This is a genomic window from Massilia jejuensis, from assembly GCF_042656795.1.
GTDB lineage: Bacteria > Pseudomonadota > Gammaproteobacteria > Burkholderiales > Burkholderiaceae_D > Telluria > Telluria jejuensis.
In genome coordinates this window covers 203408-225476 of the sequence record NZ_JBHSMS010000039.1, presented here as the reverse complement: position 1 = coordinate 225476, position 22069 = coordinate 203408, and the positions used below count along the sequence as shown (strand labels likewise).

23 protein-coding genes are annotated in these 22069 nt (G+C 67.5%); 14 read left to right on the top strand and 9 right to left on the bottom strand.

Features of this window, described 5'->3' with window-relative positions:
- Positions 1-246: 246 nt before the first annotated feature.
- Positions 247-1857 carry a glutamine-hydrolyzing GMP synthase gene (gene guaA / locus ACFPOU_RS13090; protein ID WP_379721876.1) on the bottom strand — a complete coding sequence of 537 codons (1611 nt, stop codon included), beginning with the start codon at positions 1855-1857 and terminating at the stop codon, positions 247-249.
- 78 nt (positions 1858-1935) lie between these two features.
- Positions 1936-3396 carry an IMP dehydrogenase gene (gene guaB, locus ACFPOU_RS13085; RefSeq protein ID WP_379721873.1) on the bottom strand — a complete coding sequence of 487 codons (1461 nt, stop codon included), beginning with the start codon at positions 3394-3396 and terminating at the stop codon, positions 1936-1938.
- A 151-nt stretch (positions 3397-3547) separates the two neighbouring features.
- Here guaB and ACFPOU_RS13080 point away from each other — a divergent pair, with 151 nt between their 5' ends.
- The gene (locus ACFPOU_RS13080) at positions 3548-4054 is read left to right on the top strand and encodes a DUF4124 domain-containing protein (protein WP_379721870.1); all 507 of its coding nucleotides are present in this window, start codon (positions 3548-3550) and stop codon (positions 4052-4054) included.
- Between the two features lie 14 nt (positions 4055-4068).
- Here ACFPOU_RS13080 and ACFPOU_RS13075 read toward each other — a convergent pair whose 3' ends face one another.
- Positions 4069-4398, bottom strand: a complete 330-nt coding sequence (locus ACFPOU_RS13075) for an RnfH family protein (RefSeq protein ID WP_379721866.1) — start codon at positions 4396-4398, stop codon at positions 4069-4071.
- Between the two features lie 14 nt (positions 4399-4412).
- A complete protein-coding gene (locus tag ACFPOU_RS13070; RefSeq protein ID WP_379721863.1) occupies positions 4413-4844 on the bottom strand; it encodes a type II toxin-antitoxin system RatA family toxin in 432 nt (143 codons plus the stop codon).
- Between the two features lie 98 nt (positions 4845-4942).
- Here ACFPOU_RS13070 and smpB point away from each other — a divergent pair, with 98 nt between their 5' ends.
- On the top strand, positions 4943-5392 hold the full coding sequence (smpB, locus tag ACFPOU_RS13065) for an SsrA-binding protein SmpB (protein ID WP_192056765.1): 450 nt from the start codon (positions 4943-4945) through the stop codon (positions 5390-5392).
- A gap of 99 nt (positions 5393-5491) precedes the next feature.
- Here smpB and ACFPOU_RS13060 read toward each other — a convergent pair whose 3' ends face one another.
- Positions 5492-6658 (bottom strand): multidrug effflux MFS transporter, encoded by a 1167-nt coding sequence (locus ACFPOU_RS13060; protein ID WP_379721860.1) that lies wholly within the window; start codon positions 6656-6658, stop codon positions 5492-5494.
- Between the two features lie 294 nt (positions 6659-6952).
- Between ACFPOU_RS13060 and ACFPOU_RS13055 the strand changes: the two genes are divergently transcribed.
- From ACFPOU_RS13055 to ACFPOU_RS13045, 3 genes are all read left to right on the top strand, one after another.
- Complete coding sequence (locus ACFPOU_RS13055; protein WP_379721857.1) at positions 6953-7372, top strand: hypothetical protein; 420 nt, start codon at positions 6953-6955, stop codon at positions 7370-7372.
- A 53-nt stretch (positions 7373-7425) separates the two neighbouring features.
- Positions 7426-7869 (top strand): GNAT family N-acetyltransferase, encoded by a 444-nt coding sequence (locus ACFPOU_RS13050; protein ID WP_379721854.1) that lies wholly within the window; start codon positions 7426-7428, stop codon positions 7867-7869.
- A 331-nt stretch (positions 7870-8200) separates the two neighbouring features.
- Complete coding sequence (locus ACFPOU_RS13045) at positions 8201-8620, top strand: hypothetical protein (RefSeq protein ID WP_379721851.1); 420 nt, start codon at positions 8201-8203, stop codon at positions 8618-8620.
- A gap of 192 nt (positions 8621-8812) precedes the next feature.
- On the opposite strand, the gene ACFPOU_RS13040 is transcribed toward ACFPOU_RS13045, so the two are convergent.
- Complete coding sequence (locus ACFPOU_RS13040) at positions 8813-9031, bottom strand: hypothetical protein (RefSeq protein ID WP_379721848.1); 219 nt, start codon at positions 9029-9031, stop codon at positions 8813-8815.
- On the bottom strand, positions 9028-10194 hold the full coding sequence (locus tag ACFPOU_RS13035) for a PepSY-associated TM helix domain-containing protein (RefSeq protein ID WP_379721845.1): 1167 nt from the start codon (positions 10192-10194) through the stop codon (positions 9028-9030). The genes ACFPOU_RS13040 and ACFPOU_RS13035 overlap by 4 nt, the downstream gene beginning before the upstream one ends.
- A 107-nt stretch (positions 10195-10301) precedes the next feature.
- Here ACFPOU_RS13035 and ACFPOU_RS13030 point away from each other — a divergent pair, with 107 nt between their 5' ends.
- A complete protein-coding gene (locus ACFPOU_RS13030; RefSeq protein WP_379721842.1) occupies positions 10302-12584 on the top strand; it encodes a TonB-dependent receptor in 2283 nt (760 codons plus the stop codon).
- Here the strand turns inward: ACFPOU_RS13030 and ACFPOU_RS13025 are convergent.
- Together ACFPOU_RS13025 and ACFPOU_RS13020 are read right to left on the bottom strand one after the other, a co-directional pair.
- The gene (locus tag ACFPOU_RS13025; protein ID WP_379721840.1) at positions 12527-13009 is read right to left on the bottom strand and encodes a hypothetical protein; all 483 of its coding nucleotides are present in this window, start codon (positions 13007-13009) and stop codon (positions 12527-12529) included. The genes ACFPOU_RS13030 and ACFPOU_RS13025 overlap by 58 nt on opposite strands.
- Positions 13009-13929, bottom strand: coding sequence for an SPFH domain-containing protein (locus ACFPOU_RS13020; protein ID WP_379721837.1), 921 nt, complete (start codon positions 13927-13929; stop codon positions 13009-13011). Before ACFPOU_RS13020 ends, ACFPOU_RS13025 begins: the two co-directional genes overlap by 1 nt.
- A 323-nt stretch (positions 13930-14252) precedes the next feature.
- Between ACFPOU_RS13020 and ACFPOU_RS13015 the strand changes: the two genes are divergently transcribed.
- The 8 genes from ACFPOU_RS13015 to mdcB all read left to right on the top strand — a co-directional run bounded on the left by ACFPOU_RS13015 (position 14253) and on the right by mdcB (position 22067).
- Positions 14253-15191, top strand: a complete 939-nt coding sequence (locus ACFPOU_RS13015; protein WP_379721834.1) for a LysR substrate-binding domain-containing protein — start codon at positions 14253-14255, stop codon at positions 15189-15191.
- Positions 15192-15341: 150 nt separating this feature from the next.
- Complete coding sequence (locus ACFPOU_RS13010) at positions 15342-16769, top strand: SLC13 family permease (protein WP_379721831.1); 1428 nt, start codon at positions 15342-15344, stop codon at positions 16767-16769.
- Between the two features lie 11 nt (positions 16770-16780).
- Positions 16781-18469: a malonate decarboxylase subunit alpha gene (gene mdcA, locus ACFPOU_RS13005; protein WP_379721828.1), complete on the top strand. Its 1689-nt coding sequence runs from the start codon at positions 16781-16783 to the stop codon at positions 18467-18469.
- Positions 18470-18502: 33 nt separating this feature from the next.
- On the top strand, positions 18503-18817 hold the full coding sequence (mdcC, locus tag ACFPOU_RS13000) for a malonate decarboxylase acyl carrier protein (protein ID WP_379721825.1): 315 nt from the start codon (positions 18503-18505) through the stop codon (positions 18815-18817).
- The gene (locus ACFPOU_RS12995; protein ID WP_379721822.1) at positions 18814-19707 is read left to right on the top strand and encodes a biotin-independent malonate decarboxylase subunit beta; all 894 of its coding nucleotides are present in this window, start codon (positions 18814-18816) and stop codon (positions 19705-19707) included. Before mdcC ends, ACFPOU_RS12995 begins: the two co-directional genes overlap by 4 nt.
- The gene (gene mdcE, locus ACFPOU_RS12990; protein WP_379721819.1) at positions 19707-20423 is read left to right on the top strand and encodes a biotin-independent malonate decarboxylase subunit gamma; all 717 of its coding nucleotides are present in this window, start codon (positions 19707-19709) and stop codon (positions 20421-20423) included. The genes ACFPOU_RS12995 and mdcE overlap by 1 nt, the downstream gene beginning before the upstream one ends.
- Positions 20407-21093: a malonate decarboxylase holo-[acyl-carrier-protein] synthase gene (gene mdcG / locus ACFPOU_RS12985; RefSeq protein WP_379721816.1), complete on the top strand. Its 687-nt coding sequence runs from the start codon at positions 20407-20409 to the stop codon at positions 21091-21093. Before mdcE ends, mdcG begins: the two co-directional genes overlap by 17 nt.
- Positions 21081-22067 (top strand): triphosphoribosyl-dephospho-CoA synthase MdcB, encoded by a 987-nt coding sequence (gene mdcB / locus ACFPOU_RS12980; protein ID WP_379721813.1) that lies wholly within the window; start codon positions 21081-21083, stop codon positions 22065-22067. The genes mdcG and mdcB overlap by 13 nt, the downstream gene beginning before the upstream one ends.
- Positions 22068-22069 lie beyond the last annotated feature (2 nt).

Here is a 22069-nt window from a genome sequence, read left to right as displayed (position 1 = left end):
TCCAGCCCGAGCGAGGGCCGCAGCGCCTGCACGAGGTGCGCGCGCTGGCGCCTCGTCAATGTACTTAATTGCCGTAGCCATGTTGTGAAGCGTCTTGCCTGCATGCCAGACTCCGCTCGATGGTCGAATAGCAGTTCGACCTCGCTAGAGCCCAGCAGTTCAATTTCTACACGTAGCGGTGACAGCGCCAAAAGAAAAACCCGCCGAGGCGGGTTTGATTGATACAAGAATTTTATCAGGGAAACATCACTCCCACTCGATCGTCGCCGGCGGCTTTCCCGAAATATCATAAACAACGCGATTGATCCCGCGCACTTCGTTGATGATCCGGTTCGACACCTTGCCCAGCAGCGAATGGGGCAAATGCGCCCATTGCGCCGTCATGAAGTCCAGCGTCTGCACCGCGCGCAAGGCCACCACGTATTCGTAGGTGCGCCCGTCGCCCATCACGCCGACCGACTTGACCGGCAGGAAGACGGCAAACGCCTGGCTGGTCGCTTCATACCAGTTCACGGGCGCCTTGCCGGCGTCGATGCCGGCCACCGGCGGCAGTTCGAACGGGGTGTTGCGCAGTTCCTCGATGAAGATGGCGTCGGCTTCGCGCAGCAGGTCGGCGAATTCCTTCTTCACCTCGCCCAGGATGCGCACGCCCAGGCCCGGGCCAGGGAACGGATGGCGGTAGACCATGCCGTGCGGCAGGCCCAGGGCCACGCCGAGCTTGCGCACTTCGTCCTTGAACAGTTCGCGCAGCGGCTCGAGCAGCTTCAGATTGAGGGTTTCCGGCAGGCCGCCCACGTTGTGGTGGCTCTTGATGGTCTGGCCTTTCTTGCCCTTGCCGGCCGATTCGATCACGTCGGGATAGATCGTGCCCTGCGCCAGCCACTTCGCATTGGTCAGCTTGCCGGCTTCGACCTGGAAGACTTCGACGAATTCGCGGCCGATGATCTTGCGCTTCTGCTCCGGGTCGCTCACGCCGGCCAGGTGGCCGAGGAACTGGTCTTCGGCATCGATGCGCAACACCCTGACGCCGAGGTTCTTCGAGAACATGTCCATCACCATCTTGCCTTCGTCCTTGCGCAGCAAGCCGTGGTCGACGAACACGCAGGTCAGCTGGTCGCCGATGGCGCGGTGGATCAGGGCCGCGGCGACGCTCGAATCGACGCCGCCCGACAGGCCGAGGATGACTTCGTCGGTACCGACCTGGGCGCGGATCTTTTCCACGGCTTCACCGATGTAGTCGGGCATGTTCCAGTCGGATTTGCAGCCGCAGATCTCGTGCACGAAACGGCCGATGATGGCTTCGCCCTGGGTCGTGTGCGTCACTTCGGGATGGAATTGCAGGGCGTAGAAGCGGCGCGCCTCGTCGGCCATGGCGGCCACCGGGCAGCTGTCGGTCGAGCCCATGAGCTTGAAGCCTTCCGGCATTTCCAGGACCTTGTCGCCGTGGCTCATCCAGACCTTGAGCATGCCGTGGCCCTCGCTCGTCACGAAGTCGTTGATGCCATTGAGCAGTTTGGTGTGGCCACGGGCGCGCACTTCGGCGTAGCCGAATTCCCGCACTTTACCGTTTTCCACCTTGCCGCCGAGCTGGGCGGCCATGGTTTGCATGCCGTAGCAGATGCCCAGCACCGGCACGCCGAGTTCGAAGACCGCCTGCGGGGCGCGCGGGGAGTCGCCTTCCAGGGTCGAATTGTGGCTGCCGGAAAGGATGACGCCGGAGGCGCCGTAGCCGCGCACGAAGTCGTCGCTGACGTCGTAGGGGAAGACTTCGGAAAAGACACCGGCGTCGCGCACGCGGCGGGCGATGAGTTGGGTGACCTGGGAGCCGAAGTCGAGGATGAGGATTTTGGAGTGCATTGAGGCAGTCAGAAGGTAAAAAATCGGGTCGGGGCGCGCAGATGGAAAAAGCGGCCCTTGGCGGCCGCTTTCCATCCCTTATTCCGAACGGTAGTTCGGCGCTTCCTTGGTGATCTGGACGTCGTGGACGTGCGATTCGCGCATGCCGGCCGAGGTGATCTCGACGAATTCGGCCTTTTCGCGCAGTTCGTCGATCGTCGCGCAGCCGCAATAGCCCATCGACTGGCGCACGCCGCCGACCAGCTGGTACAGGATGGCCAGCACGCTGCCCTTGTAGGCGACGCGGCCCTCGATGCCTTCCGGTACGAACTTGTCGGCTTTCGCCGTCGCGTCCTGGAAGTAGCGGTCGGCCGAGCCTTCGGCCATCGCGCCCAGGCTGCCCATGCCGCGGTAGGACTTGTAGCTGCGGCCCTGGTACAGGATGACTTCGCCCGGCGCCTCTTCGGTGCCGGCGAACATCGAGCCCATCATGACGGTCGAGGCGCCCGCCGCCAGTGCCTTCGAGATGTCGCCCGAGAAGCGGATGCCGCCGTCGGCGATGCAGGGCACGCCGGTGCCGGCCAGCGCTTCGGCCACGTTCGAGATCGCGGTGATCTGCGGCACGCCGACGCCGGCGACGATGCGGGTGGTGCAGATCGAACCGGGGCCGATGCCGACCTTCACCGCGTCGGCGCCGTGCTCGACCAGCGCCTTGGCCGCGGCCGCGGTGGCGATGTTGCCGCCGATGACGTCCACATGCGGGTAGCGCGTCTTGATCCATTTCACGCGGTCGAGGATGCCTTGCGAATGGCCGTGGGCAGTGTCGACCACGAGCACGTCCACGCCGGCGGCGACGAGCAGCGCGATGCGCTCTTCGTCGCGCTGGCTGACGCCGACGGCCGCGCCGACGAGCAGCTTGCCCTGCGCATCCTTCGATGCGAACGGGTGCTCGTGCGACTTCATGATGTCTTTCACCGTGATCAGGCCGCGCAGCTCGAATTCGTCGTTGACGACCAGCACGCGCTCGAGGCGGTGCTTGTTCATCAGGCGCTTGGCTTCTTCGGTATTGGCTTCCTCGTTGACGTAGACGAGCTTTTCGCGCGGGGTCATCTTGGTGCGCGCTTCGGCGTCGAGGTCTTCCTCGAAACGCAAGTCGCGGTTGGTGATGATGCCGACCACCTGCTTGCCCTCGACGACCGGGAAGCCGGAGAAGCCATGCTGGTGCTGGAGGGCGATGACGTCGCGAATCTTCATGTTCGGCGGCACGATGATCGGGTCGCGCAGCACGCCGGCCTCGAAACGTTTTACACGCGCCACTTCACGCGCCTGGTCCTTCGGACCCAGGTTCTTGTGGATGATGCCGATGCCGCCCTCCTGCGCCATCGCAATGGCCAGGCGGGCCTCGGTCACGGTATCCATCGCCGCCGAGAGCAGCGGGATATTGAGCGTGATGTTGCGAGTCAGCTTGGTGCGAAGGGAGGTGTCGGCCGGTAGAACATTCGAATAGGCCGGAACGAGCAGCACATCATCGAACGTGAGTGCTTTTTGAAGTAAACGCATAGCATTTTCCTATAGGCGCAAAAGCGAATTATACAGAAAGCCGCGCAGGTCGTCGTCGGATGAGTAAAAAAGACGCCGGCAGCATCCGTGCATTGACAGTACCGGCGAATCGTGGAGAATCGTCAATCGTACTCACAGGAAATATTTAACCATGCCTTCGTCGCTCCGCCCTCGCCTCCTGCGCCTCGCCCCCCTGCTCCCGCTCCTGCTCTGCTGCGCGGGCGCTGCCCAGGCCCAGTACGTCTGGATCGCCCCGAACGGCGTGCGCCAGTATTCGGACCAGCCGCCGCCGCCGGGCACGCCGCCCTCGAAGATCCTGAAAGCGCGCGGCCGCCCGGCGCCGGTGCAGGACATTCCCGCCGCACGCGCACCTGCCGGGACCGCCAAACCGACAGCGCCGACCCTGGCCGAACGCGAAGCCGATTATCGCAAGCGCGCCAGGGAACGGGAAGAAGCGGCGCGCAAGGCGGAGAACGAGTCGGCCCAGGCGGCGGCCAGGCGCGAGTCCTGCGAGTCGCAGCGCCGGCGCAAGCGGGTGCTCGACTCCGGCATCCGCATCGGCGACATCGACGACAAGGGCGAAAAGCGCTACCTGAGCGACAGCGAGCGCGCGGCGCGCACGGCCGCGGTCGACAAGGCGCTGGCGGACTGCCGCTGAGGCAGGCCGGAGCCTCAGGGCGCGGGACGCGCGCCCGCGGCGTCTTTCCTGGCGGCGCGCCTGCGGCGCGAATCCTTGGGGTCGGCCACCAGCGGCCGGTAGATCTCGATGCGGTCGCGCTCGCGCAGCACCGTGTCCAGCGTTTTCTTCTTGGCGTAGATGCCCACCGGCTGGCTTGCCAGGTCGATGTCCGGAAAGGCGGCGAGTACCCCGCTCGCTTCGATCGCCTGGCCGACCGTCGTGCCTGGCTCCACTTCCAGCGCGCGCAGGAATTCCTGCTGCGGCACGGCATAGCAGACGAGGACGTGCAGCTTATCGGCCATGATCAGCGATGGATCAGCCATGAATCAGCCATGAATCAGCCATAAACGGTCTCGGCGCGCTTGCAGAAGGAATCGACCATGCTGTTGGCGATCATGCCGAACACCGGGCCGACCAGTTGCTCGAGGATGATGCTCGAGAACTCGTAATGCATGTCGAAATCGATCTTGCAGGCGTCGGCGCGCAGGGCCTTGAAGTTCCAGGTGCCTTCCAGCATCTTGAACGGACCGTCGACCAGGTGCATCTTCATTTGCGTCGGGCGCAGGTTATGGTTCGCCGTGGTGAAGCTTTGCTTAACGCCATGGAAATTGATCGCGAGGTTGGCCACCAGTTTGTCGTCGCTGCGTTCGATCAGCTTGACGCCGCTGCACCAAGGGAGAAACTTTGGATAATCCTCCACTTTCGCCACCAGATCGAACATCTGTTCCGCGCTATAGCCCAATAAAACTGATTTGTGCACTACTGCCATTGGTCAACCGTTTGTTATGATGTTGGACAAGTTGCAATTTGCGCCCTTCCCGGGCGCGACAGCTGTAGTTTAACCGACCCGGGGACTTTCGCTATTTCATGAGCATCGCTGACAACAAAAAAGCATTTTTCGACTACTTCATCGAAGACCGTTACGAGGCCGGCCTCGTGCTCGAAGGCTGGGAAGTCAAGGCCATCCGCGACGGACGCGTCAACATCAAGGAAGCCTATGTCGTCGTGCGCGGCGACGAGCTGTTCCTGTTCGGCTGCCACGTGAGCGCGCTCTCGACCGCCTCCGCCTTCAGCCACCCGGAAGCGCTGCGCACGCGCAAGCTGCTCCTGCACCGCGCCGAAATCGACAAGCTGCGCGGCAAGGTCGAGCGTTCGGGCTATACGCTCGTGCCGCTCAACCTGCATTACAAGGGTGGACGCGTGAAGTGCGAAGTGGGCCTGGCCAAGGGCAAGAAGCAGCACGACAAGCGCGCGACCGAGAAGGACCGCGACGCCAAGCGCGAGGTGCAGGCGGCGATGAAGACCAACAAGCGCTAACGGGCAGCGGCCGCAAGGACCCGACCGCTGCCGCGCGGGGCCCGGCGAGCCCGCGCGGAATCGCCGCACCGCCGTCGCGCCGGTGGCGCGCCGGCGCCACTACGCCGGCCTGCTCGCCCGCCAGGCCCCGGCACTGAGCACCAGCCCCGCCCCCACCCCGCATGCCAGCTTGAAGGCGCTGTCGAACAGGATCGGCGCCACCAGGCCCGACACCAGCGCGAACGACATCATCTGGATAAAGCCCAGCATCGACGAGGCCAGCCCGCGGTTGTCCGGAAACAGCGATAGCGCAGTCACCTGGATGGCCGGCATCGCCACGGCCAGGCCGAAGGTGTACAGCGCCAGCGGCAGCACCGCCCACGGCACGGCCGCCGGGAACAAGGCGTTGTAGCCGATATTGAGCAGGGCCGCGGCCAGCATGGTGCCGAAGCCGATCCATGCCAGGCGCCCCGGCGCCATGCTGGCGGCGCGCTTGCCGCCCCAGCCCGAGCCGAGCACCATGCCGCCGATCAGCGGGATGAACATCCAGGCGAAGGCCGTTTCCGGCAGCCCCAGGATGACCATTACGAAATTGGCCGCCGAGCCGATGTAGAGCGACAGGCCGCCGAAGGCCATGCCCACCGACAGCGACAGCAGCAGGAAGCGCGGGTGCGTGAGCACCTTCATGTAATTGGCGGCGATCGTGCCCGGATGGAAGGCCTGGCGCCGTTCGACCGGCAGGCTCTCCGGCAACAGGCGCAGCGTCATCGCGATCAGCAGCGCGCCGAAGGCGGCCAGGAACAGGAAGGTGGAGCGCCAGCCGAAATGCACGTGCAGCCAGCCGCCCACGACCGGCGCGATGGCCGGCGCCAGGCCGAACACCATCATGATGTTCGACATCATCTTCTGCGCCTCGGCGCCCTTCAGGCGGTCCTGCACGATGGCCTGCCCGATTACCGACCCGGCGCCGGCCGACAGGCCCTGCAGCGCGCGGCAGGCCAGCAGCCACCCGAAGCTGGGGGCGAACGCCGCGCCGACCGAACCGATCGTGTAGAGCACGAGCGCGACCAGGATCACGCGGCGGCGCCCGAACGAATCCGACAGCGTCCCATAGAACAGCATCATGAAGGCGAACGTAAACAGGAAGACCGACAGCGTCTGCTGCACCGCGACCGGGCCGACGCCGAACTCGCGGCCGATGGCCGGCATCGACGGCAGGTAGGTATCGATGGCAAGGGCGCCGGCCATGCCGAGACAGGCCAGGACGACGGTGAGGGTTCTGTACATGGGGGCTTTCGAAACGGGGCGCGCCATGACGACAGGCGCCGGCGGCGCGCGAGGCGGCGATTGTACCGAGTTTCCATTGGTTATGCCTGCGTTGCCTGCGCCTCATGCCGCCTGGTTCTGGAACCGCGTAAATCGAGATTGTTTGGTTTTGCCCGCCGCTGCCGTCCTTGCAGTCGGCGGCTGCTGCCCTAGACTGAATTGTCCGCAATCGACAACTGCATCGTTCACCGCATTGTCGGCTCCGGCGCGATGAACGGCCTGCAGGCTGTCCTACGCTTTATGAAAGGAACCATCATGCGCTCCCCACTTTTGCTGCTTCCCGCATCCGTGCTGCTCGCTTCGAGCGCGCTTGCCCAGACCCTGCCCTATCCGCGCACCGACGCCCCGGCGATATCGACCGTGCAGGTGACGGCCCCCATGAAGACGGTCCGGATCCAGCCCGACCAGGCCTATGTGATCGGCGGAACCTATGCCATGTCGAACGGCTGGCACCTGAAAGTACGCACCGCGTCGCGCCACATCGACGCCACCATCGACAACCAGCAGCCGCTGCGGCTGTTCGCGGTCGCGCCCTACAAATTCGCTTCGCCCGACGGCAACGTGAGGATGGAATTCAACCGCGGCGAATGGGGTGAAGACATGCTGATGAGCTATGTACCCGATCCGCGCCTGGCCCAGGCCATCGTCCTCGAATCGCGCACTGCCCAGCGCTGAGGGCGGCTGTGTCGGCTATACTGCGGGCCGCCGCTCACGACCCGTACAAGCCGATGCCGACCACCCGCTCTCCCCTGTTGCGCCAGGCTGTCAGCGCCGACATTCCCGCCATGTCGCGCATCCGCTTGTCCGTCACCGAAAATATCCTGTCCGATCCCGGCCGCGTGACGCAGGCGATGTACGAGCAATATCTCGCATTGTCGGGACGCGGCTGGGTGGCGGAGATCGACGGCGAGATTGCCGCGTTCTGCTATGCCACCAGGGACGAGGGGTCGATCTGGGCCTTGTTCGTCCAGCCCGGCCATGAAGGCAAGGGCCTGGCCAGGCGGCTGCTCGGCACGGCGGCCGAATGGATTTTCCAGCAAGGCCATGCCATTGCCAGGCTCGACACCACTGCACATACCAGGGCCGACCGGTTCTATGCGCGCCAGGGCTGGCAGCGCAAGGCGTTGAGCGACACCCAGGTCGAATTCACCTTGCCGCGCCCGCCGCGCTGACCCCTTCCCGACGCGATGCCCATCGGCCGCCACCGTTTCTGCAACTAGCGTTCGAACACCGAGCCCGGGCGCTGCAGCGTGTGCCGGTTTTCGATGGCAGGAGCCGCATCGGCATGCTCATGATACGTAAACAGGCACCTTGCACCCCAATCCGTATCATGTCGCGCCGATCTGGTTCGGGGCCGACCGAGACAGTTTCGTGATGCTCCGGCCGCGGTGCTTGCCATCGGCGGACGCTGCCCTAGACTGAACATTCCACGATCCGGTCTGCATAGGCCCGTCGTGGCGTCTCCCGGGCCCGCGAGCCCGTCCGCTTCGTGAAGGAACGATCATGCGTCCGCTTTTCCTGCTTCCCGCTTCCCTGCTCGTGCTGGCCTCCGCCACGCCGGCCCAGGAGCTGCCCTATCCGCGCACCGCCGTGGCCCCGCTGTCGACCGTGCAGGTGACGGCGCCGACCCGCACGCTCTGGATCAGGCAAGACCAGGCGCTCGAACTGGCCGGCTATTACGAGATGTCCAACGGCTGGCAGATGAAAGTGCGTCCCGCGGCGCGCCACATCGACGCCGCCATCGACAGCCAGAAACCGATCCGCCTGTACCAGGTCGCGCCGGACCGGTTCGCATCGAGCGACGGCAACGTGCGCATGCGCTTCAACCAGGGCGAGGACGGCGACCGGATGACGATGAGCTATGTCCCCGACCCGCGCCTGGCACAGGTCGTCGTGCTCACCTCGCGCCTGGCGCGGCGCTAGCGTGCAGTCGCGCAGCGCTATCCCGAAGCGCTCGAAGCGCTCGAAGCGCCGCGCATGGTTTCCCGGCATGGCGGCCGATACCAGCACCCGCTCGGCGCGGCCGCTCGGCATGGCGCGGATAAATCCCTTCACTGCCGTCTCCCGGGCTCGTGCTTGGTGCCCACTTTATGCGGGGCCATCCTTGGGCAAGACTTAAACGAGGCCACCGGGCTTGGGCCCGGCCTCGTTGCGGCCCCGGCGGCGCCGCCCTTTCAGGCTGTACCAGAGGCCGGTCACGACCGGTGCGCCCAGCGTGAAAGCGGACACCGCGTCCCAGATGCCGTCGCCCAGCAGCGCGCTGACGAGCCCGATGGTGGTGAGAATGCCGAGCACGACCGGCATGGCCCATACGTGCATCGAAGCGCTTTTCATGGGGCATCCCCCGCGCGCGCCAGCACCGGCGCCGCGTCCGTCCCGCGCGCGACGGCCTGCGCATGCCGCTTGACCGCGCGTGCGCGCTGCACCCACAGATACAGGCCGCTGCCGAGCACGACGATGGTGGCCACGTCCAGCAGCGCCCACAGCAATTGCATCCAGGCGCCGCCATAGTCGCCGAAGTGCAGCGGCTGCGAAACCAGCAGCGCCGTCAGGTACCAGGGCAGGTCGCGCTGGTCGGTGATCGCGCCGGTCTGGGCGTCGATCAGCACCGGCTTGTACAGGCGCGACGAAAAGGCTGCGTTGCCGCGCATGTAGACGCCGTAATGGTGTGGGCTGGCAAACGGCGTGCCGGGGAAGGCGACGAAGGCGACCTGCATGCCCGGGCTGGCCGACTCGGCCAGCTTGACGGCCGCGTCGATCGACGCCATGTCGGCCGGCGCCGCCGCACCCTTGTACGGCCCGAGCATGTCGGCAATCTCGGTCGCCTGCCAGTAGTCCAGCAGCACGTCGGCCCAGGTATTGACCATGCCGGTCGCGCCCACGACCAGCGCCCAGACCAGCGTGACGATGCCCAGCAGGTTGTGCAGGTCGAGCCATTTCAGGCGCGCGCTGCGCCCGTGGCGCACGGTACCGAAGTCGAGTTTGCGCATGAAGGGCGCGTACAGCACCACCCCGCTGACGATGGCCACGATCAGCAGCAAGCCCATGAAGCCCAGGAACAGCTTGCCGGGCAGGCCGGCGAACAGGTCCACATGCAGGCGGAACATGGTCGACATGAAGGCGCCGCCCTCGAAGGCGGGTTCGGTGATGACCTGCGCCGTGCGCGCGTCGACCGCGATCGGCTTGTAGTGCTCGTCGTTCGGATGGTCGCCGAGCGTGACGTTCCATATCTTCGGCTCGTCCGCCTCCTGCGACATGTACATCATGATCTTGTTCGGATACAGGGCGCGGCCGGCGGCGATCACGTCGTCCAGGCTGGCGCGGCCGGTGCCCGGCCGGACCTCCGGCGCCACGACGTCGTTGCCCAGCAGGTGGCCGATTTCGTGGTGGTAAATGAGCGGCAGACCCGTCAGGCACAGCAGCAGCATGAAGACTGTGCACACCAGGCTGCTCCATTTGTGGATCCAGGACCAGCGGCGTAGGGAGTGCGAAGACATGGGGCTCTCATTCAACATGAGCACGGATAATAATGGTTCTTATTTACAGCCGCAAGCTTCGCGCGCATAATAATGATACTTATTCTCATTTAAAAGCCCATTTCTTCATGATCCAGCCACGCCTCGCACTCACTCCCCTCGCCTTCGCCGCCTTCCTGCTGGCCGCCGGCCACGCCGCGGCCCAGGGCGCCGCTTCCACCGGCGCCGTTTCCACCAGCGCTGCTCCCGCCGGCGCTGCTCCCGCCGGCGCTGCTCCCGCCGGCGCTGCTCCCGCCGGCGCTGCTCCCGCCGACACCGCCGGGCCGGCCATCCAGACCGTCGTCGTCACCGCCTCGGCCGACGCTTCCGCCCAGGGTTTGCCGGGCGATTACGCCGGCGGCCAGGTGGCGCGCGGCGGCCGCCTCGGACTGCTGGGCAATGTCGACTTCATGGATGCGCCCTTCAACACCACCAACTACACCCACGCGCTGATCCAGGACCAGCAGGCCAGGAGCGTGGCCGACGTGGTCCAGAACGACCCCTCGGTGCGCGTCGCGCGCGGCTTCGGCAATTACCAGGAGCTGTACATGATCCGCGGCTTCGCGGTCAATTCGGACGACCTGGCCTATAACGGCCTGTACGGCCTGCTGCCGCGCCAGTTCGTCGCCTCCGAACTGCTCGAGCGGGTCGAAGTCTTCCGTGGCGCCAACAGCTTCGTGAACGGCGCCGCGCCCGGCGGCGGCGGCATCGGCGGCATGATCAACCTGCTGCCGAAACGCGCGCCCAACAACCCCCTGAACCAGTTCACGCTGGGCGTCGAAAGCGGCGGCCAGGCCTATGGCGCGGCCGACATCGCACGCCGCTTCGGCCCGGACCGGCGCGCCGGCCTGCGCGTCAATGCCGTGCGGCGCGACGGCGAGACCGCCATCGATGGCGAAGAGCGCGAACTGTCCGTGTTCGCGATCGGCGCCGACTACCGTGGCCGCGGCTACCGCGTCTCGGCCGACGCCGGCTACCAGAACCACAAGCTGGGCAACGCCCGTCCGAGCGTGACCGTCGCGGCCGGCCTGCCGATCATCGAAGCGCCCGACGCCGCCAGCAACTGGGCCCAGCCCTGGACCGTGTCGAAGGAACGCGACGTCTTCGGCACCCTGCGCGCCGAAGTCGACCTGCCGCATGGCGCGGTGGCCTGGGCCGCGCTGGGCGCGCGCAAGGGCAACGAGTCGAACATCCTGTCGTCCACCACCGTCACCGCCATCGACGGCGGCGCCAACATGACGCGCTTCGACAACGTGCGCATCGACCGCGTGCGCACCGGCGAACTCGGCGCGCGCGGCGAACTGCGCACCGGCGCCATCAGGCATGGGGTGTCGGCGACCGTGTCGGCGTTCCACATCGCCTCCTACAACGCCTACGCGCTCGGCAATTTCGCAGGCTTCGCGACGAATATCTACCGCCCGGTCGACGTCCCCGCGCCGGCCAACGATTTCTTTACCGGTGGCAGCCTGGCCAATCCGGTACTGACCCAGCGTTCGATCCTGAGCAGCGCGGCGATCGCCGATACGCTCTCGCTGGCCGGCGACAAGGTGCTGCTCACGCTCGGCCTGCGTCACCAGCGCATCCGCGACGCCGCCTACGCCTATGGCAGCGGCGCGCCGACCCCGGACTACGACGCCAGCGCCAATACGCCGGTCGCCGGCCTGGTCTACAAACCCGTCCAGGGCGTGTCGCTGTACGCGAACTATATCGAGGCCTTGCAAAAGGGAACGGTGGCGCTCGGCTTCGGCGCGCCGCTCGCCAACCAGGGCCAGGTGTTCGCACCCCACACCTCGCGCCAGAAGGAAATCGGGGTCAAGGTCGACGCCGGCAAGGTCGGCGCCAGCGCCGCCCTGTTCACCACGGCCCAGCCGCTGAGCTATGTGGCCAACAACACGCTCGGCCTGTTCGGCGAGCAGCGCAACCGCGGCCTCGAACTGTCGGTCTTCGGCCTGCCGGCCAGGGGCCTGCGCCTGCTGGGCGGCGCCACCCTGCTCGAATCGCAGCAGCGCCGCACGTTCGGCGGCCTCACCGACGGCCGCGAGGCGATCGGCGTGCCGGAAATCCAGCTGAACCTGGGCGCGGACTGGGACGTGCCCGGCGTGCAAGGCCTGTCGCTCAACGCGCGCGCGGTGCACACGGGCAGCCAGTTCGCCGACGCCGCCAACCTGCAGAAGCTGCCGTCCTGGAACCGCCTCGATCTCGGCGCGACCTGGACGACGCGCGTGCTGGAGCGCGACCTGACCCTGCGCGCGCGCATCGACAACGTCGCCGACAAGAACTACTGGGCCTCGGCGGGCGGCTATCCGAACTTCGGCTACCTGGTGGCGGGCGCGCCGCGCACGGTGACGGTGTCGGGCTCGATCGACTTCTGAGGCTGCTGGAGCGGGCCGGTCCGGGGCAGCAGGGTTCCCGCGAACAGGCCCAGGCCGATCGCCAGCGCCAGCAGCAGCGCACAGGCTGCGAAGCGCAGCAGTGCGCGCAGGCGCTGCCCGCGCGCGCGGCTGCGCAGCAGGTAGACGGGCATCGCCAGCGGCATCATGAAGACGATGCCGAAATTCATCCAGCGTGAACGGGGAAAGTCGCGCAGGTCGCTGTCGAGCCGGTACCAGTAAAACGGCAGGAAGTTCTGCAGCAGCGCGAACAGCAGCGAGGACACGAACAGCATCCACGGCCCCGGGTCCGCCGTCTGCTCCAGCAGGCCGGCGAGGAACAGCGAGGCCGCCATCAGCAGCAGCACCTGGCGCGGGCGCATCCACGCCGCCCGGCGCGGGGCGGATCGCCCGATCGTGTCGCGCATTATTTTTGCGTCTTGACGATCTGCAGCGCGCTGGCGATCAGGCCGCTCATCTCGCCCAGGTTGGCCGGCACGATGATCGCATTGTTCGTCTTGGCCAGCTTGCCGAAGGCATCGACATAGTGCTCGGCCACGCGCAGGTTCATCGCCGCCTCGCCGCCCGGTTCGCGCACGGCGGCCCCCACCTGGCGCAACGCCGTGGCGCTCGCCTCGGCAAGGGCGACGATGGCGCTGGCCTCGCCCTGGGCGCGGTTGATCGAGGCCTGGCGCTCGCCTTCCGAGCGCGCGATCGAGGCTTCGCGTTCGCCGCTGGCGATGTTGATCTGTTCCTGGCGCCGGCCTTCCGACGCCGCGATCAGGGCGCGCTTCTCGCGCTCGGCGGTGATCTGGCGCTGCATCGAGTGCAGGATCTCGGCCGGCGGCGTCAGGTCCTTGATTTCGTAGCGCAGCACTTTCACGCCCCAGTTCGCGGCCGATTCGTCGATCGCATTGACGATGGTGGTGTTGATGTGGTCGCGTTCTTCGAACGTCTTGTCGAGCTCCATCTTGCCGATCACCGAACGCAGCGTCGTTTGCGCCAGCTGGGTAATGGCCTGGACATAGTTCGAGGCGCCGTAGGAAGCGCGCATGGCGTCGGTGACCTGGTAGTACAGGATGCCGTCCACCTGCAGCTGGGTGTTGTCGCGGGTGATGCAGACTTGCGGCGGCACGTCGAGCGGTATTTCCTTGAGCACGTGCTTGTAGGCGATGCGGTCGACGAAGGGAATCACGATGTTCAGGCCCGGCGCCAGCGTCGCGTGGTACTTGCCGAGGCGCTCGACCACCCAGGCATGCTGCTGCGGCACGACGTTGATCGTCTTGAAAACGAACACGACCGCAATGACGAAGATGACCAGCGCGACCACTTCCAATGAAAAATCCATGAGCTTCCCTTATTGATGAGGTATGGTTATCAGTTATTCTTATGGGATCGGCCGCGTAAAAAACCCCCGCGGCCCGCGAAGGCGACGAGGGTGCATGAATGCGCTACGATGCGGTTCGATGGTTTTTTATGTTCAAAAAATAATTAGCTGGAGTCTAACGTGTTTTAGCGTAGAGTCAATTCATTCGGCATGCGCGGCGGCGCGCGGGTGGCCTGCCCTGGTGGCGCCGTCATCCTGGCGCACGCGATGCGGATCAAGCCACGGGCGCGCCTATTCCGCATAATCGCCAGACTTTCGACCCTTTATCCTTCCGGACAAGCACCATGCGCAGCCAAATCAGCGAAGAGATCACCTTCCGCAAGCTCGAGGTACTGATCGCGTTCCTGGAATGCGGCAGTCTCAACAGCGCAGCGGAACTGCTCGGCATCAGCGTGGTGAGCGTGCACCGCGCCCTGCACTCGCTCGAGGAAAGCATGGCCTGCCAGCTGTTCGGCCACAAGGGCCGCAACCTGATACCGACCGAGGCCGCGCGCGTGCTGGCCGAGACCAGCCGCGACGTCGTCAAGCTGATGGGCGACGGCATCGCCGCCACGCGCAAGGCGGCAGGCTATTCCTCCGGCCACCTGAAGATCGGTTCGCTCTATTCGCTCACCAACAGCACCGCGCCCGAGGTCATCTTCGACATCAAGCTGCGCCGTCCCGAACTGCAAACCGAACTCGTGCTCGGATCGAACGCCGACCTCCTGCACAAGCTCAAGCACAATCTGATCGACGCCGCCCTGATGGCCGTGCCCGACGCCGACCCCGACATCGTCTCGATCCCGCTGTTCGACGACGAGATCTACTTCGCCGCCCCCGCCGGCTCGCCCTACGCCGCGGAAAGCGCGATCGACCTGCGCGCCTGCGCCGGCGAAAAATACGTCAGCCTGTCCGAAGGCTTCGTCACCTACCACGGCTTCGTCGAAGCCTTCCGCGTGGCCGGCTTCGCCCCCAACGTCGTCATGCGCGTGAGCGACATCTTCTCGCTGATGAACCTGGTCAGCGCGGGCCTGGGCTGCACGCTGCTGCCGGGCCGCGTGCGCGACGTCTTCGGCGACAAGCTCCAGCTGATCCCCCTGCGCCCGGAATACCGCATGCGCCAGAGCATCGGCGTGAGCTTCCTGCGCGTGCGCGAACGCGACCCGAACCTGCTGGCCCTGGCGGCCTCCTGCCGCATGCTGCGCCACAGCAAAACTGCCGGTCGCGGCAACCTCGCCGCCTGACGTTTCCGGTCAGCGGAAACGTTCATCCGCTCAGGCTAATTGTCCGCCGGGAGATTCGGCGCTACCTTTGCCGTGTATTGTCAGGACCATAAAAAAATTCCAGTCGCGGAGACATCGCGTCACCCAGCACTTTCGTTCAAGGCCAATCCCATGTCCTCTCACATGATGTCGATTTACGTCCTGGTCGCGATGTTCGTTCTCGCCACCGTCCTGCCCATCAACATGGGCGTCATCGCCTTTGTCGGGGCCTTCCTCGTCGGTACGCTGCTCGCCGGCATGGAGGCCAAGGCGATCATGGGCAACTTCCCCGCCGAGCTCTTCCTTACCCTGGTCGGCATCACCTACCTGTTCGCACAGGCGCAAAACAACGGCACCATCGACTGGCTGGTGCGCCTGGCGCTGAAAGCGGTGGGCGGCAATATCGCGGCCATTCCCTGGGTCATGTTCTTCATCACGGCCCTGCTGACGGCGGTCGGCGCGGTCAGTCCGGCCGCGGTGGCGATCATCGCCCCGATCGCGCTCGGGTTCGCCGCCAAGTACGGCATCAATCCGCTGATGATGGGCCTGATGGTCGTGCACGGCGCCCAGGGCGGCGGCTTCTCGCCGATCAGCATCTACGGCGGCATCACCAACAAGATCGTGCAGAAGGCGGGCCTGCCCCTGTCCGAGCTCACCACCGCCTTCGTCAGCCTGGGCGTCAACTTCGCCGTCGCGCTGCTGCTGTTCACCATGTTCGGCGGCTTTGCCCTGATGCGCCAGCGCCACGGCCGGCCGGTGCCGGGCAGTGTTGAAAACACCCCGTTCAGCACGCAGGTGGCGATGCCGGCTTCCGGCCCGCAACTGTACGCCGATGCCGAAGGCGAGGCCATGAGCGAAGAGCGCCTGACCATGAAGCGTTCGCCCGACGCCCTCGACGCCAGCCCGGGCGGCCGCGCGGGCGCAGCGGCGCTCCAGCCCGGCATTCAGTCCGGCAGCGAGCACGCCGGCGCCACCATGCAGCAGATCGTCACCGTGGTCGGCCTGATCGCGCTCGCCGTGCTCACCCTGGTCTACAAGCTCGACATCGGTTTCGTCGCCATCACCATCGGCCTGATCCTGTCGATCATCGCCCCGAACGTGCAAAAGCGCGCCATCACCCAGGTGTCGTGGCCGGAAATCATGCTCATCGTGGGCGTGAGTACCTATGTCGGCGTGATGCAGAAGATGGGCACGATCACCTTCGTCGGCGACAGCGTGGCGCAACTGACCTCGCCGCTCGTGGCCGCCCTCCTGCTGTGCTTCGTGGGCGCCGTGGTGTCGGCCTTCGCCTCTTCGACCGCCGTGCTCGGCTCACTGATCCCGCTGGCCGTACCCTTCCTGCAATCGGGCAGCGGGGTCGACGCGATCGGCTTCATCGCGGCCATGGCGGTCTCCTCCACCATCGTCGACGTCAGCCCGTTCTCGACCAACGGCGCGCTGGTGCTGGCCAATGTCCAGGGCGTGGACCGCGACGTCTTCCTGCGCCAGCTGATGATCTACGGCGCCATCGTCACCCTGGCCGCGCCGGTGGTGGTCTGGTTCCTGTTCGTCGTCCTGTAAAGCACAGCATCATGGAAAATAGTCGTATGGGTCAGGCAGGCGCGGCGCGCAACTGGAACCGCCAGCAGGAAAACCGCGCCGAGCGCCTGGCGCGGGCGCGCCAGGCGCTCGGCAACCGGCTCGCCGGCAAAGTCGTCGGCGCCGGCGATATCGCCGAACTGCTGCATCAAGTCATCGAACCGGGCGACCGGGTCTGCCTCGAAGGAAACAACCAGAAGCAGGCCGATTTCCTCGGCAAGGCGCTGGCCGGGCTCGACCCCGCCCGGGTCCACGACCTGCACCTGCTGCTGTCGGTGCTCTCGCTGCCCGAGCACCTGGACGTGTTCGAGAACGGCATCGGCGCGCGCCTCGACTTCTCGTTTTCCGGCCCGCAGGCGGCGCGCCTGGCGCGGCTGGCCGGCGCCGGCAAGCTCAACATCGGCGCCATCCACACCTACCTGGAACTGTTCGGGCGCTATTTCGTCGACCTGACGCCGCGCATCGCCCTGGTCGCCGCCGAAGCGGCCGACCGCCACGGCAACCTCTACACCGGCCCGAACACCGAGGACACGCCGGCCATCGCCGAAGCGACCGCCTTCAAGGGCGGCATCGTCATCGCCCAGGTCAACGAAATCGTCGACACCCTGCCGCGCGTCGACATCCCGGCCGACTGGGTCGGCTTCGTCGTGCAGTCGCCGAAACCGTATTACATCGAGCCGCTGTTCACGCGCGACCCGGCGCAGATCTCGGAAATCCAGGTCCTGATGGCGATGATGGCGATCAAGGGCATCTACGCCGAATACGCGGTGCAGCGCCTGAACCACGGCATCGGCTTCGACACGGCGGCCATCGAATTGCTGCTCCCGACCTACGGGCTCGACCTCGGCCTGAAGGGCAAGATCGCCACCCACTGGGCGCTCAATCCGCACCCGGCCCTGATTCCGGCCATCGAGGCCGGCTTCGTCGAATCGGTACACTCGTTCGGCTCCGAACTGGGGATGGAAAACTATATCCGCGCGCGGCCCGACATCTTCTTCGTCGGCCCGGACGGCTCGATGCGCAGCAACCGCGCCTTCTGCCAGGCGGCGGGCCATTACGCCTGCGACATGTTCATCGGCTCGACGCTGCAGATCGACTTGCAGGGCAATTCCTCGACCGCCACGCTGGGCCGCATTTCCGGCTTCGGCGGCGCTCCCAACATGGGCAGCGACGCGCGCGGGCGGCGCCACGCCAGCCCGGCCTGGCTGAAGGCGGGGCGCCAGGCGCGCGAAGGCCGCGCCACCATCCCGCGCGGCCAGAAGCTGGTGGTGCAGATGGTGGAAACCTTCCGCGAACACATGGCGCCGGCCTTTGTCGAGGAGCTCGACGCCTGGAAACTGGCGGAACAGACCGGGATGGCGATCCCGCCGGTGATGATCTACGGCGACGACGTCACCCACATCCTGACCGAGGAAGGCATCGCCAACCTGCTGCTGTGCCGCACCAGCGAGGAACGCGAACAGGCCATTCGCGGCGTGGCCGGCTATACGCCGGTCGGCATGGGGCGCGACCGGCGCATGGTCGAGAACCTGCGCGACCGCGGCATCGTCCAGCGCCCGGAAGACCTCGGCATCGACAAGCGCCTCGCCACGCGCGACCTGCTGGCGGCCAAGAACATGAAGGACATCGTGCGCGCGTCCGGCGGCCTCTACGATCCGCCGAAACGCTTCCGCAACTGGTAGGCACTCAGCACTGCACTCAGCGAGAATACCCTTATGGAAACCCTACATTATCGGTTCGAGAACGGACGCCGTCCGCTACAGGCGACGGCGCAGCTGGTCGGCGTGGTCAGCTCCGGCAACCTCGAAGTACTGATCGAACCGGCACCGCTCGGCGGCGCCTGCGAGATCGAAATCCGCACCGCCGCCAACGGCTTCGGCGCCACCTGGCAAGCCGTGATGAGCGACTTCCAGGAACGCTGGCAGCTGGCCGATACCCGCATCTGCATCAACGACATGGGCGCGACGCCGGCCGTGGTCAGCCTGCGCCTGGACCAGGCGGCGCAAACCGTGACCGGGGGCCTGCCATGAGCAGCTACCTCGAGTGCAACGCGCGCGAGCGCATCGCGCGCGTGTTCGACGCCGGCAGTTTCGAAGAATTCCTGCCGCCGTCGGCGCGCGTGGTCAGCCCGCACCTGGCCCAGCTCGATGCGCCGGTATCGTTCGACGACGGCGTGATCGTCGGCCGCGCGCGGCTGGACGGCAAGACCGTCTTCGGCGCGGCCCAGGAAGGCGGCTTCATGGGCGGCGCGGTCGGCGAAGTGCACGGCGCCAAGCTCGTCGGCATGCTCGAGCGCGCGGTGGCGGAACAGGCGCATGCGGTGCTGCTGCTGCTCGAATCGGGCGGCGTGCGCCTGCACGAGGCGAACGCGGGCCTGATCGCGGTGTCCGAAGTCATGCGCGCGATCCTCGGCGTGCGCGAGGCCGGCATTCCGGTGGTGGTGCTGATCGGCGGCGCCAACGGCTGCTTCGGCGGCATGGGCATCGCCGCGCGCTGCGCGAACGCGATCGTCATGTCCGAGGAAGGCCGGCTCGCGATGTCCGGGCCGGAAGTCATCGAGACGGCGCACGGCGTCGAGGAGTTCGATTCGCGCGACCGGGCGCTGGTCTGGCGTACCACGGGCGGCAAGCACCGCTACCTGATGGGCGACTGCCAGCGGCTGGTGGCCGACACGGTCGCCGCCTTCCGCGCCGCGGCGCTCGCGGCCATCGCCGATGCCCAGGGCCACGCCGCCCTCACGCTGGCCGACCTCGAAGCCGAGCAGGCCATGCTGGCGCGCCGCCTGGAACGATTCGGCGGCGAATCCGAACCGCTCCAGGTCTGGAAGCGGCTCGGCGTGCCGGACCCGGCGCGCATCCCCATGCTCGACGCCGAGGCATTCGTCGGCGTCGCCGACCACTACCGCGCAGGAGCAGGCTGATGGACTGGCAAACACTGGCGACCAAGCTCTTCCCCGAGGGCCATACCGTCACCGAACACGAACACTTCCTGTCCGGAACCGGCAGCGTGGAAGGCCAGACGGTGACCGTGATCGGCACCACCGACCACGCGCCGATCGGCATCGAGATCGCGCTGATCCAGGCCCAGGCGGTACTGGCGACGGTGCGCGAGCACCCCGGGCGCCCGATCCTGATCCTGGTCGACACCCAGGGCCAGCGCCTGCGCCATCGCGACGAAATGCTTGGCATTAACAGCTACATGGCGCACCTGGGCAAATGCATCGACCTGGCACGCCGGCGCGGCCACCGCATCGTCGGCCTGGTCTACGACCAGGCGCTCTCGGGCGGCTTCATCACCAGCGGGCTGATGGCCGACGCCTGCTTCGCCCTGCCCGACGCGACGATCCGCGTGATGGGCCTGAGCGCGATGGCGCGCATCACCAAGGTGCCCGAGGAAAGGCTGGCCGAACTGGCGAAGGTCGATCCCGTGTTCGCGCCGGGCGCGCCGAATTACCTGCGCATGGGCGGCCTGCAGGCGATCTGGGAAGACGATGTCGGCGCGCGGCTGGCGGCGGCCATCCGCGACGCCGACCCGGTCGACCGGCGCCGCGCGCTCGGTTTCGAGCGTGGCGGACGCAAGCTGGCCGCGCCGGTGGCGCAGGCCGTCGGCACGGGGGCGCATGTTCTCCCGGCATGATCTGGTGTGGCTGTCGCCGCGCGGCTGGGACCATGCCTGCGCGGAGGCGCCGGGCGCGGGACGCGACGCCATCGCGGCCTGGGGCGCACGCGGCTGGCCGGCCGTCGTCACGCGGCTGCCGGCCGGGCTGGCGCCGGGCCGGATAGCACTGGGCATCGCGCTGCCGCCGCGTCCCGACGGGACCAAGCCGCGCATCGCGTTCAGCGTCGACGGCGCCGCGGCTGCCGCGCATGTCGTGCGCGCCACGCCCGCGCTGGCACTGGCCGACGCCGCCATCGCCGCGCCAGGCGCCTGGCGGGCGCCCCTGGCGGCGCTCGACGCCGAGGCCAGGGGCGCGCGGCTGGCGCTGCGCGTCTACGGCGCGCTGGGCTTCCAGGCCGTCACCGGCCAGGCCTGCCTGCGCCCCGGCTCCGACATCGACCTGCTGCTGCATCCGGCCACGCCCGCCGCCCTGCGCGGCGCGCTCGCGCTGCTGGCCCGCCACGCGCGCCTGCTGCCGCTGGACGGCGAGTGCGTCTTCGGCGACGGCCGCGCCGTGGCCTGGAAGGAGCTGGCCGCGTGCCCGCACGAGGACGCGCGGGTGCTCGCCAAATCGGTCGACGGCGTCACGCTCGCCACCCTCGGCAGCCTGCTGGCCACGCTGGACGCGGAGGAACGATGCCCGGCGTGATCGACGCCGCGAAGGCCGCGCCGGTGACGGCCGACGCCTGCCTCGGCGGCGCCGCGCCGGGTGCGGGCGCCGGCTTCGCGCGCGACCCGCGCGAGCGCGCCGGCGCTGCCGCCCCGGGCGCCGTGCGGCGGCCGGAAACGGCCCGCCAGTTCCGCGCCCGCATCGCCCGCCTCGCCGTGCGCAGCCTGTACGCCGAACTGAGCCTGTATCCAAAACCCGGCCTGGTCTCGCTGGTCGACAACGGCAGCCACGCGGACATGACGGCCGCCACCTTCATGCGCTCCATGTTCGCCCTGCGCCACTATTTCGCCCGCATCACCGCGGCCGGCGCGGACAACGCGCCCTTCTCGGTCCTGGCCGCGCTCGGGGTCGATGCCGAACGCCGCATGCTGCGCGCGACCGCCGGCATCAACACCCACCGCGGCGCGATTTTCGGGCTGGGCCTGTTGTGCGCCGCACTCGGCGCCTGCCACGCCGCCGGCGCCGCCCCCAGCGCGCCCGTCCTGCGCGCACTGCTGGTGGCGCGCTGGGGCGCGGCGCTGGCCGCCCACGCGCGGCCGTCGGCGGCCGACTCGCACGGCACGCGGGTCGCGGCGCGCTACGCCGTCGGCGGCGCGCGCCAGGAAGCGGCGCTGGGCATGCCCGCCGTGTTCGACGTCGCCCTGCCCGCCTTGCGCCAGGCCCTGGAGGCCGGACGCGGGGCGCGCCGCGCGCGCGTCGACGCGCTCTTCGCGCTGATGGCCCACATCAGCGACACCAACGTCTACCACCGCGGCGGAGCGGCCGGCGCCGAGACCGTGCGGCGCCGCGCGCGCGCCTTCCTCGCCGCCGGCGGCAGCGCGGCGCCGGACTGGGAAGCGCGGGCGCGCCACTGCCACGCCGTGTTCGTCGCCAGGCGCCTGTCGCCGGGCGGCGCGGCCGACCTGCTGGCCGCCGCCTGCCTGGTCCAGGCGGCAACCGGCGGCGCCTGGTGACG

What these genes read in the sequence shown, in the direction of transcription:
- ACFPOU_RS13030 (WP_379721842.1), top strand. Translation starts at nt 10,302, where the DNA reads ATGATCCAGCCACGCCTCGCACTCACTCCCCTCGCCTTCGCCGCCTTC.
- mdcE (WP_379721819.1), top strand. Translation starts at nt 19,707, where the DNA reads ATGGACTGGCAAACACTGGCGACCAAGCTCTTCCCCGAGGGCCATACC.
- ACFPOU_RS13010 (WP_379721831.1), top strand. Translation starts at nt 15,342, where the DNA reads ATGTCCTCTCACATGATGTCGATTTACGTCCTGGTCGCGATGTTCGTT.
- ACFPOU_RS13080 (WP_379721870.1), top strand. Translation starts at nt 3,548, where the DNA reads ATGCCTTCGTCGCTCCGCCCTCGCCTCCTGCGCCTCGCCCCCCTGCTC.
- ACFPOU_RS13050 (WP_379721854.1), top strand. Translation starts at nt 7,426, where the DNA reads ATGCCGACCACCCGCTCTCCCCTGTTGCGCCAGGCTGTCAGCGCCGAC.
- guaA (WP_379721876.1), bottom strand. Translation starts at nt 1,857, where the DNA reads ATGCACTCCAAAATCCTCATCCTCGACTTCGGCTCCCAGGTCACCCAA.
- mdcC (WP_379721825.1), top strand. Translation starts at nt 18,503, where the DNA reads ATGGAAACCCTACATTATCGGTTCGAGAACGGACGCCGTCCGCTACAG.
- ACFPOU_RS13060 (WP_379721860.1), bottom strand. Translation starts at nt 6,658, where the DNA reads ATGTACAGAACCCTCACCGTCGTCCTGGCCTGTCTCGGCATGGCCGGC.
- ACFPOU_RS13075 (WP_379721866.1), bottom strand. Translation starts at nt 4,398, where the DNA reads ATGGCTGATCCATCGCTGATCATGGCCGATAAGCTGCACGTCCTCGTC.
- ACFPOU_RS13055 (WP_379721857.1), top strand. Translation starts at nt 6,953, where the DNA reads ATGCGCTCCCCACTTTTGCTGCTTCCCGCATCCGTGCTGCTCGCTTCG.
- guaB (WP_379721873.1), bottom strand. Translation starts at nt 3,396, where the DNA reads ATGCGTTTACTTCAAAAAGCACTCACGTTCGATGATGTGCTGCTCGTT.
- mdcA (WP_379721828.1), top strand. Translation starts at nt 16,781, where the DNA reads ATGGAAAATAGTCGTATGGGTCAGGCAGGCGCGGCGCGCAACTGGAAC.
- mdcB (WP_379721813.1), top strand. Translation starts at nt 21,081, where the DNA reads ATGCCCGGCGTGATCGACGCCGCGAAGGCCGCGCCGGTGACGGCCGAC.
- ACFPOU_RS13015 (WP_379721834.1), top strand. Translation starts at nt 14,253, where the DNA reads ATGCGCAGCCAAATCAGCGAAGAGATCACCTTCCGCAAGCTCGAGGTA.
- ACFPOU_RS13045 (WP_379721851.1), top strand. Translation starts at nt 8,201, where the DNA reads ATGCGTCCGCTTTTCCTGCTTCCCGCTTCCCTGCTCGTGCTGGCCTCC.
- mdcG (WP_379721816.1), top strand. Translation starts at nt 20,407, where the DNA reads ATGTTCTCCCGGCATGATCTGGTGTGGCTGTCGCCGCGCGGCTGGGAC.
- ACFPOU_RS12995 (WP_379721822.1), top strand. Translation starts at nt 18,814, where the DNA reads ATGAGCAGCTACCTCGAGTGCAACGCGCGCGAGCGCATCGCGCGCGTG.
- ACFPOU_RS13040 (WP_379721848.1), bottom strand. Translation starts at nt 9,031, where the DNA reads ATGAAAAGCGCTTCGATGCACGTATGGGCCATGCCGGTCGTGCTCGGC.
- smpB (WP_192056765.1), top strand. Translation starts at nt 4,943, where the DNA reads ATGAGCATCGCTGACAACAAAAAAGCATTTTTCGACTACTTCATCGAA.
- ACFPOU_RS13070 (WP_379721863.1), bottom strand. Translation starts at nt 4,844, where the DNA reads ATGGCAGTAGTGCACAAATCAGTTTTATTGGGCTATAGCGCGGAACAG.
- ACFPOU_RS13035 (WP_379721845.1), bottom strand. Translation starts at nt 10,194, where the DNA reads ATGTCTTCGCACTCCCTACGCCGCTGGTCCTGGATCCACAAATGGAGC.
- ACFPOU_RS13025 (WP_379721840.1), bottom strand. Translation starts at nt 13,009, where the DNA reads ATGCGCGACACGATCGGGCGATCCGCCCCGCGCCGGGCGGCGTGGATG.
- ACFPOU_RS13020 (WP_379721837.1), bottom strand. Translation starts at nt 13,929, where the DNA reads ATGGATTTTTCATTGGAAGTGGTCGCGCTGGTCATCTTCGTCATTGCG.